Source organism: Sulfitobacter indolifex (genome assembly GCF_022788655.1).
GTDB lineage: Bacteria > Pseudomonadota > Alphaproteobacteria > Rhodobacterales > Rhodobacteraceae > Sulfitobacter > Sulfitobacter indolifex.
On sequence record NZ_CP084951.1, the window covers coordinates 407274 to 424034 of the forward strand.

Here is a 16761-nt window from a genome sequence, read left to right on the forward strand (position 1 = left end):
TACTCTGACTATTGGGGCAGGCCTTGCGGTCTGCCCCTTTTCTTTTGCGCGGGCCTGTTGTTTTCTGCGCGCCTGAAATGGAGGGCCGAAAATGAGTCTCAGCGACATCAAAAACCGTATTGCCAAGGCCGAAGCCGATGCAGGCCGCGCGGCGGGATCGGTCAAGCTGATTGCCGTGAGCAAGGTTCAGCCCGACGCCCGCGTGCGCGCAGTATTGGACGAGGGGCATCGCATTTTTGGTGAGAACCGCGTGCAGGAAGCGGAGGGCAAATGGCCGGGGTTCCGCGAGGAGTTCGCGGATGTTGAGCTTCATCTCATCGGCCCATTGCAATCCAATAAGGTGCGCCAAGCGATAGAGCTGGCAGATGCGATCCATACCGTTGACCGCCCCAAGCTGGCCAAGACCATCGCGCGTCTGGCCGAAGAACTGGGCCGCTGCCCCGATCTGTTCATTCAAGTAAATACGGGTGAAGAGGACCAGAAAGCCGGCGTGATGCCCCGTGAGGCGGATGATTTCATTGCGGAATGTCGGGCACTTGACCTACCGATCAAAGGGCTGATGTGCATCCCCCCGGTGGACGAGGCGCCATCGCTGCATTTCGCGCTGCTGGCCAAGATCGCCGCACGCAATGATCTCAGCGGCCTGTCGATGGGCATGAGCGGCGATTTTGAGCAGGCCATCGCGCTTGGAGCAACCCATGTGCGTGTCGGCTCTGCTATCTTTGGCGAACGTGTTAGCGAATAATCAGCCGCGTCGCCGGGCCCACCCGCGCGGCGATGTGGTGTAAATCCTCGCGCGAAAAGGCGATGCAGCCTTCGGTCGGATAGCCAGGCCGCCGCCATTGGTGGATAAAGATCGCGGAGCCGCGCCCGGCGTCGGCTTCCGGCCAGTTCCAATCAGTCAGTATCACCAAGTCATACAGCGGATCAGCCCGCCGCAGCGCCTCGTGGCTATGGGCATAAGGCGCGCGGACGCGGTGGTTGTAATCGGGCTGACCACTGGCATCTGACCATAGATCCCCCGGCAGGATCGGCTGCGCCCACGCACTTGGGGCCACGATACGGTCAGGCCGGTAAAGCATGCCGACCAAACGATGTATCCCGCGCGGCGTGGCGCCATCGCCTTCGCGCTTGTTGTCCGTCAGCCCGCCCTTGCCGATGCTGCAGGCATAGCGCTGACCCTGAAAGCGCAGCCCCGTGGGCGTTAGCACCATGTCATTCGGGGTCATAGCAGATGCCCCGATTTCGCAGCTTTGGTCGCCAGATAGGCGCTGTTGTGGCGGTTCTCGCCCACGGCCAGCGGCACCCGTTCGGTCACAGAGATGCCGCTTTGCTCCATCATGCCGACCTTGCGAGGGTTGTTGGTCAGCAATCGCACAGCGGAGAAACCCATTGAGCGCAGGATGTCCGCACCAAGGCGGAAATCGCGTTCGTCATCCTCAAATCCAAGGCGGTGATTGGCCTCTACGGTATCAAAACCCTGATCTTGTAGGGAATAGGCGCGCATCTTGTTGGCAAGGCCGATGCCGCGCCCTTCTTGGTTGAGGTACAGCAGGATGCCATTGCCTTCGCCGCCCATCTGCGCCAGCGCGGCTCGAAGCTGCGGGCCGCAGTCGCATTTCAGGCTGCCCATCAGATCGCCCGTGAAGCAGGCCGAATGGAGGCGGCAAAGCACGGGTGTATTGCGGGCAGGGCGGCCAATCTCGATGGCGTAATGCTCCTCGCCGCCGTCTTCGGGGCGGAAAATATGCAGGCGACCGGCTTCTGACACCTCCATCGGCAGGCGGGCATTGACCACTGGGTGCAGCGCGCTGCGGCGCGCAAGAACGGGGGCGGCGGCGGTGAGATCAATAAGGGTCAGGCCATGCTGTCGCGCGAAATCCGCGCCTTGCGGCAAGTCCAGCACCAACGCAGCGGGCAGCATTCGCGCCGCTTTCACCAGATCAAGCGCCGCACTGTGCGCGGCGGTATCGCCACCCCGCGCAGTCTGCAGCGGTCCTTTCATCGGCGCGCGCAGGTCATCCGCTGGATCGGCGATGCTTTGCACCCAAGCGGGCGTCGCGCCGGGGGGCAGCAGAACGCGGGCGAGATTGCCGTCATAGGCGCGGGCCTTCAGCGTCTCGGCCCGCCGTGCGGTGATCGCCAGCACCGGCGCACCGCCCAGGGCCAGCACATCCGCAAGGCGCTGCGCGGTGAGCGTTTCCGCCGCCAACACGAGGGCGGCCTGCGCCCCCTTTGCCAAAACCACGGGCACGCCCATGCGTAAATCGGCCCGCGCGCGCGCCAGTTGTTCGGTAATGTCCGGGGCGAAACTCATGGTTTGTTGCAACTCCGCAAAGGCTTCAGCGTTTATCTAAGTTATTTCCCAAGGAATTGAAACATTTCACGCTTTGTTGACACGAGGCTGTGAGACAGAGGTCACATCCCTTGTCGGACACCGTGCCGAAGCGCATGTATAAGACAACAGACGGAGAGATAGATGGCCCAGCTTAAGAAAATCCTGCTTGTTGACGACGACGATGATCTGCGCGAAGCGCTGAGCGAACAGCTTATCATGACCGAAGATTTCGACGTTTTTGAAGCCGCCAATGGCACCGAAGCGATGACCAAGGCCAAAGAGGCGCTTTATGACTTGGTGATCCTTGATGTCGGCCTACCGGACACCGATGGGCGCGAACTGTGCCGTTTGATGCGCAAGCAGGGGGTGAAAAGCCCGATCTTGATGCTGACGGGGCATGATACCGATGCTGATACGATCCTTGGCCTTGATGCCGGGGCGAATGACTATGTCACCAAACCGTTCAAATTTCCGGTCCTTCTGGCCCGCATCCGCGCGCAGCTTCGCCAGCACGAACAGTCCGAAGATGCGGTGTTCCAGCTTGGGCCCTATACCTTCAAACCCGCCATGAAGGTGCTGACAACGGAAGACGACCGCAAGGTGCGTCTGACCGAGAAAGAAACCAATATCCTCAAGTTCCTCTACCGCTCGACCGACGGTGTGGTGCCGCGCGATGTGCTGCTGCATGAGGTATGGGGCTATAACGCGGGCGTCACGACCCACACGCTTGAAACCCACATTTACCGCCTGCGGCAGAAGATCGAGCCTGACCCCTCGAATGCCCGTTTGTTGGTAACGGAATCCGGTGGTTATCGCCTGATGGCATAAAAACTGGGAACAATTTCCAACCTTTCTTGGTTGGAAATACTGAGAGGCGGGGTTTTCATGACCCGCCACTCGGTTTGAAGCCCGACTATTGTACCCGGGCAAAGGTACATACCTCCCTGTTGGACTGGCCGGGCCACTGTGCCCGGCCTTTTTTTTGTCCGCTGTCCATCGTCCGCCCCCCCCCGTGACCCGCGCCGCAGATTTCCGCATGGCACCCCCACGCCACCCGCGTTACTGTGCCGGACCACCCCCCAGACCGGAGCCTGCGCCCATGTCCTTTTCCCTCGCCACTTGGAACATCAACTCTGTCCGCCTGCGCGAGCCTTTGGTGCTAAAGCTGCTCGCGGAGCACGGGCCGGATGTGCTGTGCCTTCAGGAATGCAAAAGCCCCGTTGATAAGATCCCCGTCGAGGCGTTTCAGGCGGCGGGCTACACCCACATGGTGGCGCGCGGGCAGAAGGGCTACAACGGCGTGGCGATCCTGTCGAAGCTGCCGTTGCTGGACGCCGGCGATCAAGATTTCGCCATGCTGGGCCACGCGCGCCATGTTGCGGCAAAGCTGGAAAATGGCACGACGATCCACAACTTCTATGTGCCTGCAGGTGGTGACAAACCCGACCGTGAGATCAATGAGAAGTTTGGCCAAAAGCTCGATTACCTTTCAGAAATGCGCGACTGGTTTCATAGCGATAAGCCTGAGAAGTCGATCCTTGTCGGCGACCTCAACATCGCCCCGCGTGAGGATGATGTCTGGGATCACAAAAAGCTGCTTAAGATCGTCAGCCACACGCCGGTTGAAGTCGAGGCACTTGGCGCAGTGCAGGATGCAGGCAATTGGGTCGATATCACGCGGCAGGACGTGCCGACGGGGAATCTCTATAGCTGGTGGTCCTACCGCGCCGCCGATTGGGATGCCGCCGACAAGGGCCGCAGGCTCGATCATATCTGGGCGACTGCTGATATCGCGCAGGCCGGACACTCCAGCCATATCGTCCGTGATGCCCGCGGTTGGGAGAAACCCAGCGACCACGCGCCGGTTTTTGCCAGTTTTGACCTTTGAATCGGGCCACTGCACGTCCATATAAAGCCAAACGCGATTAGCGAGGATGACATCATGATTGACCTGAACCTTTCCACCGCCGCCCCTGCGGATGCCGACCTGATTAAAGATACGACCGAAGCGACCTTTATGGCCGATGTGGTCGAAGCTTCGCAGACAGTGCCGGTCATCGTCGATTTCTGGGCGCCTTGGTGCGGCCCGTGTAAAACGCTCGGCCCGATGCTGGAAGACGCGGTTCGCGCGGCCAATGGCGCGGTGAAGATGGTGAAGGTCGATGTCGATCAGGCACAGGCAATTGCCGGCCAGTTGCAAATTCAGTCGATCCCCACAGTCTATGCATTCTACAAAGGCCAGCCGATCGACGGTTTTCAAGGCGCGCAGCCACAGTCTGAGATCAAGGCCTTCGTTGACCGCGTTGTGAAGGCGGGGGGCGGCGAGGCACCCGGTGATACGCTCGCCGATGCCGTGGCCGCCGCCGAAGAGATGCTGGCCGAAGGTGCCGCTACTGATGCGGCGCAGACCTTTGCCGCGATTTTGGAAGAAGACCCGATGAACGCCGCTGCCTATGGCGGGATGGTCCGGTCCTATATCGCGATGGGCGAGTTGGAGCAGGCCGAAGCCCTGTTGAACGGCGCGCCGATTGAAATCTCAAAAGCGCCCGAACTCGAAGCGGCCCATGCCCAGTTGCAACTGGCGCACCAGGCCGCTGACGCAGGCCCCGTGGCTGAGTTGACCGAGAAGGTCGAGGCAAACCCCGACGACCATCAGGCGCGGTTTGATCTGGCCCAAGCGCTTTATGCGCATAGCGATGCCGAAGGGGCCGTGGATCACCTGTTGGAGCTTTTCCGCCGGGATCGTGAGTGGAATGACGCCGCCGCCAAGACGCAGCTTTTCACCATTTTTGAGGCGCTTAAACCCAATGATCCGGTGGTGTTGAACGGACGCCGCAAACTGTCGTCGATGATATTTGCCTGAGGAGGCGGGCGCACTAAGTCCCTTGTCATGATCAAGCCAGCAGAATTGCCTCAGACTATTGCGATCTTTCCCTTGGCAGGGGCGCTGCTGCTGCCCCGCTCGCGCCTGCCGTTGCATATCTTTGAGCCGCGCTATCTTCAGATGATCGAAGACGCGCTCAAAACCGATACGCGGTTGATCGGCATGGTCCAGCCCAACGAAGTGCCTGGCCGCGAGGGCAACGGCCTGCACCAAATCGGCTGTGCCGGGCGCATCACGCAGTTTTCCGAGACTGAAGATGGCCGCTATATGGTGACGCTGGGCGGAGTGTCTCGTTTCCGTGTTGTGGAAGAGATCGAGGGATTTTGCCCCTATCGCCGCTGCGATGTGAATTGGTCGGGGTTTGACCGTGACCTCGGCGAGGATGAGTTTGACGATACCTTTGACCGCGCGCGGTTCCTTGACCTGTTAGGCCGCTACTTTGATGCACGCGGGCTTTCGGCGGATTGGGATGCTTTGAAAGACGCCGAGGACGAGTTGCTCATCAACTCCCTGTCGATGATGCTTGAGTTCGAGGACGAGGACAAACAAGCGCTGCTTGAGGCGCCCTCGCTCGAAACGCGGCGCGAAACATTGGTGACATTGATCGAATTCGCAATGCGCGGCGGTCAGGAAGAAGGCTTGATGCAATGACGGATGCAACCATTCAATTTGACCGCCGGATGCTGGAGGCGTTGATTTGCCCGCGCAGCCAGACCACGCTGACCTATGACGCCGAAAAGCAGGAGCTGGTGTCAAAAGCTGCCGGGCTTGCCTACCCAATCCGCAATGGCATTCCGGTCATGCTGCCGGACGAAGCGCGGACGCTGTAACGCGGCACGGCCCCGTTACAGGGGCTTTCCACGCATCAATCTGGGCAGCTCACCGGTAAGCCCCGCCGCTTCGCGGATAAAGGTCCGGCGCAGGCCGGGCAGGGCGTTGATGGTGGCCATGCCCATGTCGCGGGCCAGACGCACCAGTGCGTTGTCGTTTGAAAACAGTCTGTTGAAGCTGTCGGTCGCCAGAGCAAGGCTCGCGTTGTCAAAACGTCGCCATTCTTGGTAGCGCGCCAGTACCGCATCATTACCGGGGTCTTCGCCACGGCGAACCGCATCGGCGAGCACCTCGGCCAAGGCTGCCACATCGCGCAGGCCTGCGTTCAATCCCTGACCCGCGATGGGATGCACCCCGTGTGCTGCATCCCCCAAAAGCGCCACGCGCGGGGCGGTCATCGAATGGGCCAGCGACAGGCCCAGCGGATAGCTGTAGCGCGGGCCGGTCAGTGAAATCTCACCCAGAAAGCTGCCGAAGCGCGGGCGCAGCACGTCGAGGTATTGCGCGTTCGGCAGGGCATTGATCGCGGCGGCATTGGCTTTGGCTTCGCTCCAAACGATAAGCGAGCGGTTCCCGGTCAGCGGCAGGATCGCCAGCGGGCCGGGCGGCATGAAGAACTGATGCGCGATGCCGTGATGCGGCTTCTCGTGGTTGACCACACAGACCAGCGCGGTCTGCGCGTAGGACCAAGCGACGCGCTTGATCCCGGCGCGTTCGGCTGTGCCGCTGCCACGGCCATCGGCGCCGACTGCCAGTCGCGCGCGCAGGCTTTTGCCGCTCTCAAGCGTCAGAGTGATGCCGGTCGGCTCCACCTTTTGTTCCGTAACGCGCGTATCGTTCAGCACCGTGATCGCCGGGTCGTCGTTCACCGCCTTCAGCAAGGCGCGGCGCAGGTGGCGGTCTTCGACCATATGGCCCATCGGGCCTTCTTCAATCTCGGCATGGTCGAAATGCATGAACATGGGGGAGGGGCCGGTCCCCGCGCGCCCGTCGGTCACCTTGATTTCCAGCATCGGCTGGGCGTCATCCGCAATCTCGGGCCAGATGCCGATGCCTTCCATCAACCGGACCGACGTCAGCGCCAGCGCATAGGCGCGGCCATCGAATTCGGCATCTTCAAACGTCTGCGCGGGCAGGGCATCAATCACTGCCACGCGCAACCCGGCGCGGCTAAGGGCCAGGGCAAGGGCAGGGCCGTTCAGGCCGCCCCCAATGATCGCGATATCGTGGTCAAATTCCATGGCCCTAAATATGACCTGCGGGCGGGGATTGTCCATGCGCCGAACGGTCGCTAGGTTCGCCACGAACAGTGGCAAAGGGGTACGACATGCGCGAATGGTTGGAAATGACGGCGGCGGATCTGGGGCGCGGGATTGCGACTGGCGATATCGACCCCGTGGCGCTTTGCGACACCTATCTCGATGCCATCGACGCGCACCCGATGCGCGACCGTATCTATGCCCGTGTCACCCCTGACCGCGCCCGCGCCGAAGCAGCGGCGGCGGCAGAGCGCGCCCGCGAAGGGCAGCGCCTTTCGCCGCTTGATGGCGTGCCGATCTCTTGGAAAGATCTTTTTGACACCGCGGGCACGGCGACGGAGGCGGGGACAAAGCTGCTAGAAGGCCGCGTGCCGGAAAACGACGCCGAAGTCCTCGCCAATGCCACGGCCATGGGGCTGGTCTGTTTGGGCAAGACCCATATGAGCGAATTGGCTTTTTCGGGCCTTGGTCATAACCCCAGCACTGCGACACCGCCCTGCGTGAACGAGCCTGACAGTGTGTCGGGCGGGTCGTCCTCTGGCGCTGCGGCCTCAGTAGCCTTTGGGCTGGCGGCGGCGGCAATTGGCTCCGACACAGGCGGGTCGGTTCGTATTCCGGCGGCATGGAATGATTTGGTCGGATTGAAAACCACAGCGGGCCGAGTCTCGTTGGCCGGGACGGTGCCGCTGGCGGCGAAGTTCGATACGGTCGGCCCGCTTTGCCGTTCGGTCGAAGATGCAGCGCTGCTGCTGGGCGTTTTGGAAGGTGCCAAATCTCCCGATTTGCACGAAAGCGATCTCGAAGGTTGCCGTTTTGCGGTGTTGACCAACGTTGTGATGGAAGACCTCTCAGACGAGCCGAAAGCGGCCTTTGAAGCCGCGATCGAGCGGCTGAAAGAAGCGGGCGCCACGGTCGACGAAATCGCCGTGCCCGAGGTCGAAGATGCGATGCCGCTGAGTTCATGCCTCTACACCACCGAAGCCTACGGCTTGTGGCGCGATGTGATCGAGGCAAACCCTGAAGCGATGTTCAGCGAAATTTTGGAGCGTTTCCAGCTGGGTAAAGGATTCTCGGGCCCCGATTATGTGGCGGCGTGGGCCAAGCTTGATCTGGCGCGGGCAGGCTATGACCGGGCCGTTGCGGGTTATGACGCGGTGCTGGTGCCAACTGCACCGATGCTGCCGCCGAACATTGAGCGGCTCAATAGTGACCATGACTACTACCTCGCACAGAATCTCCTGTCGCTGCGCAACACGCGAGTCGCGAATCTGATGGGGCTCTGCGCGCTTACGTTGCCGACCGGCGCGCCGTCATGCGGCATCTCTTTTATGGCCGCGCCCAATGCCGAGGAGCAGCTTTTGCGCCTTGGTGCAGCTGCTGAAGCAGCGCTGCGCGGGGCATAACAGCGCACGACCGAAAAGCCACAAGGGCCGCAAATCTCCCGGTTTTTCTGGACGGGAGAGGCGCCCTTGGGTACCTTGGGGCAAACGGGGCATGAATGATCCCGATCCGAGGCAGTTTTAATGATGTATCCTGAGCGGTTTTCGAACCTTCCGGCCCACGTGTGGCCGCGCCTGCGCGCCTTGCTTGATGGGCATGAAGGCGGCGGTACGCCTATCCATATGACCATTGGCGAGCCGAAGCATGCGTTTCCGGCTTGGGTCACCGATGAGATCACGAAACACGCCGAGGGCTTTAACAAATACCCGCCGAACGACGGTTCGCCCGAATTGCGCGGCGCCATCGCCGCATGGATCGCCCGGCGCTATGGCGTTGAGATGGACCCCGATACTGAGGTTATGGCCCTGAACGGCACACGCGAGGGGCTTTATAACGCTGTCATCGCGCTCTGTCCGCCTACTAAGAACGGCGAAAAATCAGCGATTCTGATGCCGAACCCGTTCTACCAAGTCTATATGATCGGCGCGATTTCCGGAGAAGCAGAGCCCATTATGGTGCCCGCCACCGCAGAGACCGGCCATCTGCCCGATTTTGCCAGCCTGCCCGAAGATGTGCTGCGCCGCACCACGGCGGCCTATCTTTGTTCGCCCGCCAATCCGCAGGGCGTCGTCGCCTCGCGCGATTATTGGGCCGAACTGATCGCATTGGCCGAGAAATATGATTTCCTGATCTTCGCTGATGAATGCTATTCTGAGATCTACCGCGACACGCCGCCCACCGGCGCGTTGGAGGTGGTTAAGGAACTGGGCACCGACCGCAACCGCGTGGTGATCTTTCACTCGCTGTCGAAGCGCTCCAATCTGCCAGGGCTGCGCGCGGGTTTTGCCGCCAGCGGACCAGAGACGATGCGTGAGATCAAACAGTTGCGCAACTACGCGGGCGCGCCATTGCCGCTGCCCTTGCAGCAGGCCGCTGCCGCCGTTTGGGCGGATGAGGCGCATGTGGAAGAGAACCGCGCGCTCTACCAAGAGAAATACGCCATCGCCGACCGTATCTTTGGCAATGTGCCGGGCTATGCGAGCCCCGAGGCAGGGTTCTTCCTGTGGCTCCCGGTCGAGGATGACGAGGCCGCAGCGCTGAAACTGTGGCGCGAGACAGGCGTGCGGGTGCTGCCCGGCAGCTATTTGGCGCAGAACGTCGCCGGGACAAATCCCGGTCAGAATTACATTCGGGTCGCCTTGGTGGCCCCAAAAGACGAAACGACGCGCGGGTTGGAAGCGATCCGCGACTGTCTGTATTCGACATAAGCGAGGGACGACATGGCATATCAGACACGGGGACGCGATCCATTGCTAGACAGCAACATGGCCGAGGCAATCGAAAAGCGCGGTCGTGAACTGCTGGGACTGGCACTGATCATGCTGGGCGTCATGGCTGCCATGATGATCGGCAGCTACACGCCCGACGATCCCAACTGGATGGTTTCGACCGACGCGCCGGTGCAGAACTGGATGGGCCGGATCGGTGCCTCCATCGCTGCACCGCTGTTCATGATCGTTGGTTGGGGCGCTTGGGGCATTGCCATCGTCCTGTTGTTCTGGGGTGGGCGTTTCGCGCTGCATCAGGGGGATGACCGCGCCATTGGGCGTCTGATCTTTGCCCCTATCGCCGTGGCGCTTGGGGCGATTTATGCCGCGACATTGGCCCCCGGTCAGGAATGGCTGCTAACCCATAGTTTCGGTCTGGGCGGGCTCTTTGGCGATACTGTCATGGGCGCGCTTTTGACGATCTTGCCGATTGGCTCGACCCTGACGGTCAAGCTGATGTCGCTTTTGATGGGCGTGGCGATTCTGGCCTTGGGCGCTTTTGTGCTGGGCTTCACCAAGACTGAGTTGGTGCGCATCACGCGGTTCTTGCTGGTTGGCCTGATCATGGCCTATGCCGGGTTGATGACCCTTTTGGGCCGGGGCGCCAGCGGTGCCGTTGTGGCCGCGCAGAACCTGTCGGCCCGTCAGGCCGAGCGCCGTGAGCGCCGCCGGCAAGAGGCTGAGGAAGCCGACACTTGGGCCGCACCGGACGCAGGTCAGGATTATTACGCGCAACAAGCCCCTATGGCCGAGTTGGAAGCAGAGCCGCGCAGCATGTTTGGCCGGATGCCGGGCCTTATCAAACGCCCCGAAGCCGGTATGCCCGAGCTCGAGCTGATCGAGACCTATAGCGACGCCATCGTCGACGAGACACCGGGTGAGGAGCGCATCAAAAGCAAGATCGCCGATGTGATCAAGAACCGCGTCCGCAATGCCAATGCGATCCACACGCCGACAACTGCGCCGCTGACCAAAGGCCGGGGCCGTGGACCGGACCCGCTGCTGTTGAACACCAGCCAGCCCGCCACCCTGCGCGCCGAGCCGCCGCTGACCGCAGGCGCTGCTACATTGCGCCCCGAGCCGCTGCTGCGCAGGCCGCAGGTTCAGCCTGAGCCTGCACCGGAGCTGATGGCCGAAGAGCCGATGATGCAAGAGCCGATGGACGAGCCTTACGAAGATACAGTCACCTCCGAAAGCCTGCCTTTGCAGCAAGCGCCTGCACCCGAAGCGATGAAAATTCCCGTGGCCGAGCCGCGTAAAGTGGTGCAACAGCCGATCCGACGGGTCGTGCAGCCTTCCAAGCAGGCACAGGTCGAAGCGCAGCCCGCATTGACCTTTGAAGACACGCATCCCGGCTTTGAACTGCCACCGCTGAGCCTTTTGGAAAGCCCCGAAGGCGTGCAGCGTTTGCACCTGAGCGATGAGGCGTTGGAAGAAAACGCGCGCATGCTGGAAACCGTGCTTGATGACTATGGCGTAAAAGGCGAGATCGTCGCCGTGCGCCCTGGCCCTGTTGTTACGATGTATGAGCTTGAACCCGCGCCGGGCCTCAAAGCCAGCCGTGTGATCGGTCTCGCGGACGATATCGCGCGCTCCATGGCTGCCCTTTCCGCGCGTGTCTCGACCGTGCCGGGCCGTAGCGTGATCGGGATCGAACTGCCCAATGAGCACCGCGAGAAGGTGATCTTGCGCGAGATCCTGTCGAGCCGCGATTTCGGCGACGGCAACCAGCGCCTGCCGCTGGCGCTTGGCAAGGACATCGGTGGCGACCCGGTTGTCGCGAACCTTGCGAAAATGCCCCACCTGCTGATCGCGGGGACCACTGGTTCGGGTAAATCCGTGGCGATTAACACGATGATCCTGTCGCTGCTTTACAAGCTGACACCGCAGGAATGCCGGATGATCATGATCGACCCCAAGATGCTGGAACTGTCGGTCTATGACGGCATCCCGCATCTGCTGTCCCCAGTTGTGACCGACCCGAAAAAGGCCGTCGTCGCGCTGAAATGGACCGTGGGCGAGATGGAAGAGCGCTATCGCAAGATGTCCAAGATGGGCGTGCGCAATATCGAAGGCTACAACGGGCGTGTCCGCGAAGCACTGGCCAAAGGCGAGATGTTTAGCCGCACCGTGCAGACCGGTTTTGACGACGATACCGGCGAGCCGATCTTTGAGACCGAGGAAACAACACCCGAGGCGCTGCCCTATATCGTCGTGATTGTCGACGAGATGGCCGACCTGATGATGGTCGCAGGCAAAGAGATCGAAGCCTGCATCCAGCGTCTGGCGCAGATGGCGCGGGCATCGGGTATCCACCTGATCATGGCGACGCAGCGCCCGTCGGTCGATGTTATCACCGGCACGATCAAGGCAAACTTCCCCACGCGGATTTCCTTCCAAGTGACCTCGAAAATCGACAGCCGCACGATCTTGGGTGAAATGGGTGCCGAACAGCTGCTGGGCATGGGCGACATGCTTTATATGGCAGGCGGGGCGAAAATCACCCGTTGCCACGGCCCCTTCGTCAGCGACGAAGAGGTCGAAGAGATCGTCAACCACCTCAAGCAATTTGGTGAGCCGGATTATGTCGGCGGTGTGGTCGAAGGTCCGTCCGAGGATAATGAAAGCAATATCGACGCGGTGCTGGGCCTTGGCGGCAACACCGATGGCGAAGACGCGCTTTATGACACTGCCGTTCAGGTGGTCATCAAAGACCGCAAATGCTCAACGTCCTACATCCAGCGGAAACTGGCGATCGGCTATAATAAGGCCGCGCGACTGGTCGAGCAGATGGAAGACGAAGGGCTGGTCTCTCCGGCCAACCACGTCGGCAAGCGCGAAATTCTGGTGCCGGAACAGGGATAGGGCTACCTCGCCCTCCCCTCTTGGGGACCGAGCATGAAAAAACACCGTTGGGCCCCACGTCCGGCGGTGTTTTTTTATGGCGGAGCAGGGCAGTTAGCGAAAAACCGCGCCCTGATATCGAATATCACGGCAACCCGCCCTATGTCAGAGCGTGAGGCAACACAGGACGAACAACATGCGTAAACTTACTTCTGCGATTCTGGCGATTGGTTTGGCCGTATCCGCCCCCTTGGCGGCGGCGGCGCAGCAATTGTCGCTGAACGAAATCTCAGGCTATCTGAACCAGTTGAAGACAGCGAAAGGTGACTTCACCCAGATCAACGACGATGGCTCGATCAGCACCGGTACGATCTATATCAAACGCCCCGGCAAGGTGCGGTTTGAATATAACGCGCCCGACAGTGGTTTGGTCGTCGCCGGGGCCAACACGGTTGTGATCTATGACAAGAAATCCAACCAACCGGCCGAGACCTACCCGCTGGCGCGCACCCCGCTGTCGATCATCTTGGCCGACAACGTCAATCTGGGCCGCGCCAAGATGGTCACCGGCCACAGCTATGACGGTACTGCCACCACGGTGACGGCTCAGGATCCGGCGAACCCGCAGTATGGCAACATCCAGATGAAGTTCACCGGCAACCCGGTGCAGCTGCGCCAGTGGGTCATCAACGACGGCAACGGCAGCGCGACGACCGTTGTGCTGGGGGATATGCAGGCCGGGGGCAATATCTCGAACAGCCTGTTTGACACCGCAGGCGCACGCGCTGGCGCCAAGCGTTAAGCAGCTCGCCAGAAATAGAAAACGCCCCGGTCAGGCTGACCGGGGCGTTTTGCGTTTGGTCGTGGCGCAGGGGTTACCAGCGGCCTAAGCGGCACCCGGCAATCTGACGTTCATAGAGCTGCGCACGGGAATCAACCTTGCCCGCAACACCCACCAACCAGGCTTTGCTGTTATAGCTCTGCCGGGCATAACCGGTGTGACCCTCATGATAGGCGAGGTATTGGTTGCGCGCGTCATGCAATGAGATGCCGTTCCGCTGGCGGGTTTGGTTCATATACCACCCCATGAAATCGCTCGCGTCGCGAATTTCATCGCGCTTGGCGCGGCGGCTGCCTTCGGATTTGAGGTATTCATCCCAAGTTGCGTCCAAGGCCTGCGAATAGCCATAGGCACTGGACTGGCGGCCCATCGGGATCACGCCCAGCACATATTTGAACGGTGTCCGGGCATCGGCCACGAACTTGCTTTCTTGGTGAATGGTGGCCATCTGAACGTGGATGGGCACACCCCATTTCCGCTCGGTCGCGCGGAATGCTTTCAGGTAGTCGGGGCGCTCTTTGAGAATCGTGCAGGCATTATCCAGATCACGCGGGGCCGTTTGTGGGCCACCGCCGCAGGATGCTACCAGCAGCACGATAATCATTGCGCGAAGATGCTTGCTCATCTGCCTCTCGCCTCTCGTTTTTTATAAGTACGTTTTTTTGTAGTTTAACCGATTCCACCCCTTCATCACATCACTAAATTGGGAAAATCCGCGCAGGGCTGCGCGATAATGCGCTGACCACTCAGCGTCCCACAGGCGGGATTTCGCGAAGGCCTAACGAGCGCATTGATCTCACCCATAGAGGACAAAGGTAAATCGGACTGTCGGCTGCAGGTTCACAGTCTGTTTCCCTGCCAACCGCTACCATGATTGGACAAATGCCCCTTGAAAGGACTACCGTCGAGGGGTAGGGCAGCATGTTATGATACGAACGCGCGCAAAATATCACCTCGGGCAAATTGTCCGTCACAAGAAGCATCCCTTCCGTGGCGTGATTTTTGACGTCGACCCGGAATTCGCCAATACCGAAGAATGGTATGAGGCGATCCCCGAAGAGAGCCGCCCGGTGAAAGACCAGCCGTTCTATCATCTCTTGGCCGAGAATGATCAGAGCTACTATGTGGCCTATGTGTCCGAGCAGAACCTCGTGGCCGATTATTCGGGGGAGCCTGTGGACCACCCCGACATTCCCGATCTCTTCGGCCCCTTCACCGATGGTGCCTATCCGCTACACTTCCAGTTGAACTAAGCCCGGCGGTACACTGCCCGCCAGACTGTCGTTCCATCAATACCCCAAAGCACAGCCGTCTTTTCGCGGGTCACTGGCCCCTTCCAGCACGCCATCTTCGCGGATGCGGATCGCCTGAGCGCCGCCGATTGCGGTGTCGGGTATCACAACTTTATGGCCCATATCGCTCAGGCTCTGGCGGACCTCATCGCCAAAGCCGCGCTCGACCTTCATCACCTGCCCATCGGCAAAGGCCCGCGGCGCGTCGATGGCGCTTTGCACGTCCATGCCGAAATCGGTGAGGTTTGAGGCAAAGCGCGCGTGGCCGTAGGACTGATAGGCCCCGCCCATCACCCCAAAGGGCATGGTGACGCGACCGTTCTCGCGGATCATGCCGGGAATGATCGTATGCATCGGGCGCTTGCCGCCTTTCAACTCATTCGGATGACCCTCTTCCAGCGTGAAGCCCGCGCCACGGTTTTGCAGCAGGATGCCGAACTTGTCTGACGCGATGCCAGAGCCGAAGCCGTGGAAGATTGAATAGATCAACGACACTGACATGCCGTCGCTGTCTACCACGGTGATGTAGATCGTGTCTTTATGCACCGCCTCGCTGATCGGCGCGGCGGCAGCCATGGCGCGTTTGGGATCGATCAGCGCGGCCAAACCGCGGGCGGTTTCGGGGGCAAGCATGTGGCCGAGCCGCGTCGTATGGTCCGGGTCGGCCAGAAAGCGGTTGCGCGCATCATAGGCGAGCTTGGTGGCCTCGGCCTCGATATGCAGCCGCTCTGCGCCTTGAGGGTCCATTCCGGCGATGTCGAAGTGGCTCAGGATGTTCATTAGTAGGAGGGCGGTGGCGCCTTGGCCGTTGGGCGGATGCTCCACCACTTCGAGGTCTTTGTATTGGCCCGAGACGGGCGTCGTGGCCTCGCACCGTGCTGCTGCGAAATCTCCGGCACTGTGGCTGCCGCCTGCGGCTTGCAGCGTGGCGATCATGTCTTCGGCGATCTCTCCGGTATAAAAAGCATCGCGCCCCTGCGCGGCGACGCAACGCAGCACTTCGGCTTGGCCCGGCGCGCGGAAGAGGTCACCAACGCGGGGCGTTTTCCCGTTGATGAGGAAATGATCCCGCGCGCGCCCCTGAAGGGTGCCGCCATCCGTGGCCCAATCAAAAGCCACGCGCGGCGCGACGGGCACACCGGCTTCGGCATAGTGGATCGCGGGGGCGAGCAGCGCGTCCAACCCCAATTTACCCACGCTCTCAGACAAGTGGCAGAAGGCATCAATGGCGGTCGGGATTGTCACCGCATCGGCAGAGCGCAGCGGCACGGTCTTTTCGCCCTTGTCGCGCAATTTGGCAGCATCCAGAGCCGCAGGCGCGCGACCAGAGCCGTTGAGCGCAAGTACCTCTTCGCCGCCCGCGGGGGAGTAAAGCACAAAGCAATCCCCACCAATCCCGGTCATCTGCGGCTCGCAAATGCCCAGCAAGACCGCACCCGCTATTGCCGCATCCATCGCGTTGCCGCCGCGTGCAAGGATATCGACCGCCGCTCGCGCCGCCAGCGGGTGCGAGGTAGCGCACATGCCGTTCGTCGCAAAAACGGCCGAACGGCCTGGAAGGTGAAAATCGCGCATCTACAGGTCCTCACTGATGTCTGTCAGCGCGACCCTATCCGGTCGATTCGGTTCTGCCAATGCGGGGGTAAGATCCTCGGTGCCGCGTACTGGGTGGGGGCTATTAAACGCGGCACCGAGGGAAGCCAT

General features: G+C 61.0%; 16 protein-coding genes. 11 read left to right on the forward strand and 5 right to left on the reverse strand.

Going from position 1 to position 16761, the window contains the following annotated elements:
- The first annotated feature begins 91 nt into the window (after window positions 1–91).
- Complete coding sequence (locus DSM14862_RS01975) at window positions 92–745, forward strand: YggS family pyridoxal phosphate-dependent enzyme (RefSeq protein WP_007118729.1); 654 nt, start codon at window positions 92–94, stop codon at window positions 743–745.
- On the opposite strand, the gene DSM14862_RS01980 is transcribed toward DSM14862_RS01975, so the two are convergent.
- Together DSM14862_RS01980 and ribA are read right to left on the reverse strand one after the other, a co-directional pair.
- Complete coding sequence (locus DSM14862_RS01980) at window positions 735–1229, reverse strand: L,D-transpeptidase family protein (protein WP_007118730.1); 495 nt, start codon at window positions 1227–1229, stop codon at window positions 735–737. The two genes, DSM14862_RS01975 and DSM14862_RS01980, sit on opposite strands and share 11 nt — an antisense overlap.
- Window positions 1226–2317, reverse strand: coding sequence for a GTP cyclohydrolase II (gene ribA / locus DSM14862_RS01985; protein ID WP_007118731.1), 1092 nt, complete (start codon window positions 2315–2317; stop codon window positions 1226–1228). The genes DSM14862_RS01980 and ribA overlap by 4 nt, the downstream gene beginning before the upstream one ends.
- A 162-nt stretch (window positions 2318–2479) precedes the next feature.
- Here ribA and DSM14862_RS01990 point away from each other — a divergent pair, with 162 nt between their 5' ends.
- From DSM14862_RS01990 to DSM14862_RS02010, 5 genes are all read left to right on the forward strand, one after another.
- Window positions 2480–3166: a response regulator transcription factor gene (locus DSM14862_RS01990; protein ID WP_007118732.1), complete on the forward strand. Its 687-nt coding sequence runs from the start codon at window positions 2480–2482 to the stop codon at window positions 3164–3166.
- Between the two features lie 271 nt (window positions 3167–3437).
- Window positions 3438–4226 (forward strand): exodeoxyribonuclease III, encoded by a 789-nt coding sequence (locus DSM14862_RS01995; protein WP_007118733.1) that lies wholly within the window; start codon window positions 3438–3440, stop codon window positions 4224–4226.
- Window positions 4227–4280: 54 nt separating this feature from the next.
- Window positions 4281–5201, forward strand: coding sequence for a thioredoxin (trxA, locus tag DSM14862_RS02000; protein WP_007118734.1), 921 nt, complete (start codon window positions 4281–4283; stop codon window positions 5199–5201).
- A gap of 27 nt (window positions 5202–5228) precedes the next feature.
- Window positions 5229–5873 (forward strand): LON peptidase substrate-binding domain-containing protein, encoded by a 645-nt coding sequence (locus DSM14862_RS02005; RefSeq protein ID WP_007118735.1) that lies wholly within the window; start codon window positions 5229–5231, stop codon window positions 5871–5873.
- The gene (locus DSM14862_RS02010) at window positions 5870–6052 is read left to right on the forward strand and encodes a Trm112 family protein (protein WP_007118736.1); all 183 of its coding nucleotides are present in this window, start codon (window positions 5870–5872) and stop codon (window positions 6050–6052) included. Before DSM14862_RS02005 ends, DSM14862_RS02010 begins: the two co-directional genes overlap by 4 nt.
- Before the next feature lie 15 nt (window positions 6053–6067).
- Here the strand turns inward: DSM14862_RS02010 and DSM14862_RS02015 are convergent, their stop codons facing one another.
- A complete protein-coding gene (locus DSM14862_RS02015) occupies window positions 6068–7294 on the reverse strand; it encodes an FAD-dependent monooxygenase (RefSeq protein ID WP_007118737.1) in 1227 nt (408 codons plus the stop codon).
- An 86-nt stretch (window positions 7295–7380) separates the two neighbouring features.
- On the opposite strand from DSM14862_RS02015, the gene DSM14862_RS02020 reads away from it, so the two are divergent.
- From DSM14862_RS02020 to DSM14862_RS02035, 4 genes are all read left to right on the forward strand, one after another.
- On the forward strand, window positions 7381–8715 hold the full coding sequence (locus DSM14862_RS02020; protein WP_007118738.1) for an amidase: 1335 nt from the start codon (window positions 7381–7383) through the stop codon (window positions 8713–8715).
- A 120-nt stretch (window positions 8716–8835) separates the two neighbouring features.
- Window positions 8836–10020, forward strand: a complete 1185-nt coding sequence (locus DSM14862_RS02025) for an aminotransferase class I/II-fold pyridoxal phosphate-dependent enzyme (RefSeq protein WP_040700458.1) — start codon at window positions 8836–8838, stop codon at window positions 10018–10020.
- A 12-nt stretch (window positions 10021–10032) separates the two neighbouring features.
- Window positions 10033–12945 (forward strand): DNA translocase FtsK, encoded by a 2913-nt coding sequence (locus DSM14862_RS02030; protein WP_007118740.1) that lies wholly within the window; start codon window positions 10033–10035, stop codon window positions 12943–12945.
- Window positions 12946–13120: 175 nt separating this feature from the next.
- Window positions 13121–13726 carry a LolA family protein gene (locus tag DSM14862_RS02035; protein WP_007118741.1) on the forward strand — a complete coding sequence of 202 codons (606 nt, stop codon included), beginning with the start codon at window positions 13121–13123 and terminating at the stop codon, window positions 13724–13726.
- Window positions 13727–13799: 73 nt separating this feature from the next.
- Here the strand turns inward: DSM14862_RS02035 and DSM14862_RS02040 are convergent, their stop codons facing one another.
- Window positions 13800–14390, reverse strand: a complete 591-nt coding sequence (locus tag DSM14862_RS02040) for a transglycosylase SLT domain-containing protein (RefSeq protein WP_007118742.1) — start codon at window positions 14388–14390, stop codon at window positions 13800–13802.
- Window positions 14391–14691: 301 nt separating this feature from the next.
- Here DSM14862_RS02040 and hspQ point away from each other — a divergent pair, with 301 nt between their 5' ends.
- Window positions 14692–15018 (forward strand): heat shock protein HspQ, encoded by a 327-nt coding sequence (gene hspQ, locus DSM14862_RS02045; protein ID WP_007118743.1) that lies wholly within the window; start codon window positions 14692–14694, stop codon window positions 15016–15018.
- A 36-nt stretch (window positions 15019–15054) separates the two neighbouring features.
- On the opposite strand, the gene DSM14862_RS02050 is transcribed toward hspQ, so the two are convergent.
- Window positions 15055–16632 carry a gamma-glutamyltransferase family protein gene (locus DSM14862_RS02050; RefSeq protein ID WP_007118744.1) on the reverse strand — a complete coding sequence of 526 codons (1578 nt, stop codon included), beginning with the start codon at window positions 16630–16632 and terminating at the stop codon, window positions 15055–15057.
- Window positions 16633–16761 lie beyond the last annotated feature (129 nt).

Coding starts and splice junctions, on each gene's coding strand:
- DSM14862_RS01975 (WP_007118729.1), top strand. CDS start 92: ATGAGTCTCAGCGACATCAAAAACCGTATTGCCAAGGCCGAAGCCGAT.
- DSM14862_RS01980 (WP_007118730.1), bottom strand. CDS start 1,229: ATGACCCCGAATGACATGGTGCTAACGCCCACGGGGCTGCGCTTTCAG.
- ribA (WP_007118731.1), bottom strand. CDS start 2,317: ATGAGTTTCGCCCCGGACATTACCGAACAACTGGCGCGCGCGCGGGCC.
- DSM14862_RS01990 (WP_007118732.1), top strand. CDS start 2,480: ATGGCCCAGCTTAAGAAAATCCTGCTTGTTGACGACGACGATGATCTG.
- DSM14862_RS01995 (WP_007118733.1), top strand. CDS start 3,438: ATGTCCTTTTCCCTCGCCACTTGGAACATCAACTCTGTCCGCCTGCGC.
- trxA (WP_007118734.1), top strand. CDS start 4,281: ATGATTGACCTGAACCTTTCCACCGCCGCCCCTGCGGATGCCGACCTG.
- DSM14862_RS02005 (WP_007118735.1), top strand. CDS start 5,229: ATGATCAAGCCAGCAGAATTGCCTCAGACTATTGCGATCTTTCCCTTG.
- DSM14862_RS02010 (WP_007118736.1), top strand. CDS start 5,870: ATGACGGATGCAACCATTCAATTTGACCGCCGGATGCTGGAGGCGTTG.
- DSM14862_RS02015 (WP_007118737.1), bottom strand. CDS start 7,294: ATGGAATTTGACCACGATATCGCGATCATTGGGGGCGGCCTGAACGGC.
- DSM14862_RS02020 (WP_007118738.1), top strand. CDS start 7,381: ATGCGCGAATGGTTGGAAATGACGGCGGCGGATCTGGGGCGCGGGATT.
- DSM14862_RS02025 (WP_040700458.1), top strand. CDS start 8,836: ATGATGTATCCTGAGCGGTTTTCGAACCTTCCGGCCCACGTGTGGCCG.
- DSM14862_RS02030 (WP_007118740.1), top strand. CDS start 10,033: ATGGCATATCAGACACGGGGACGCGATCCATTGCTAGACAGCAACATG.
- DSM14862_RS02035 (WP_007118741.1), top strand. CDS start 13,121: ATGCGTAAACTTACTTCTGCGATTCTGGCGATTGGTTTGGCCGTATCC.
- DSM14862_RS02040 (WP_007118742.1), bottom strand. CDS start 14,390: ATGAGCAAGCATCTTCGCGCAATGATTATCGTGCTGCTGGTAGCATCC.
- hspQ (WP_007118743.1), top strand. CDS start 14,692: ATGATACGAACGCGCGCAAAATATCACCTCGGGCAAATTGTCCGTCAC.
- DSM14862_RS02050 (WP_007118744.1), bottom strand. CDS start 16,632: ATGCGCGATTTTCACCTTCCAGGCCGTTCGGCCGTTTTTGCGACGAAC.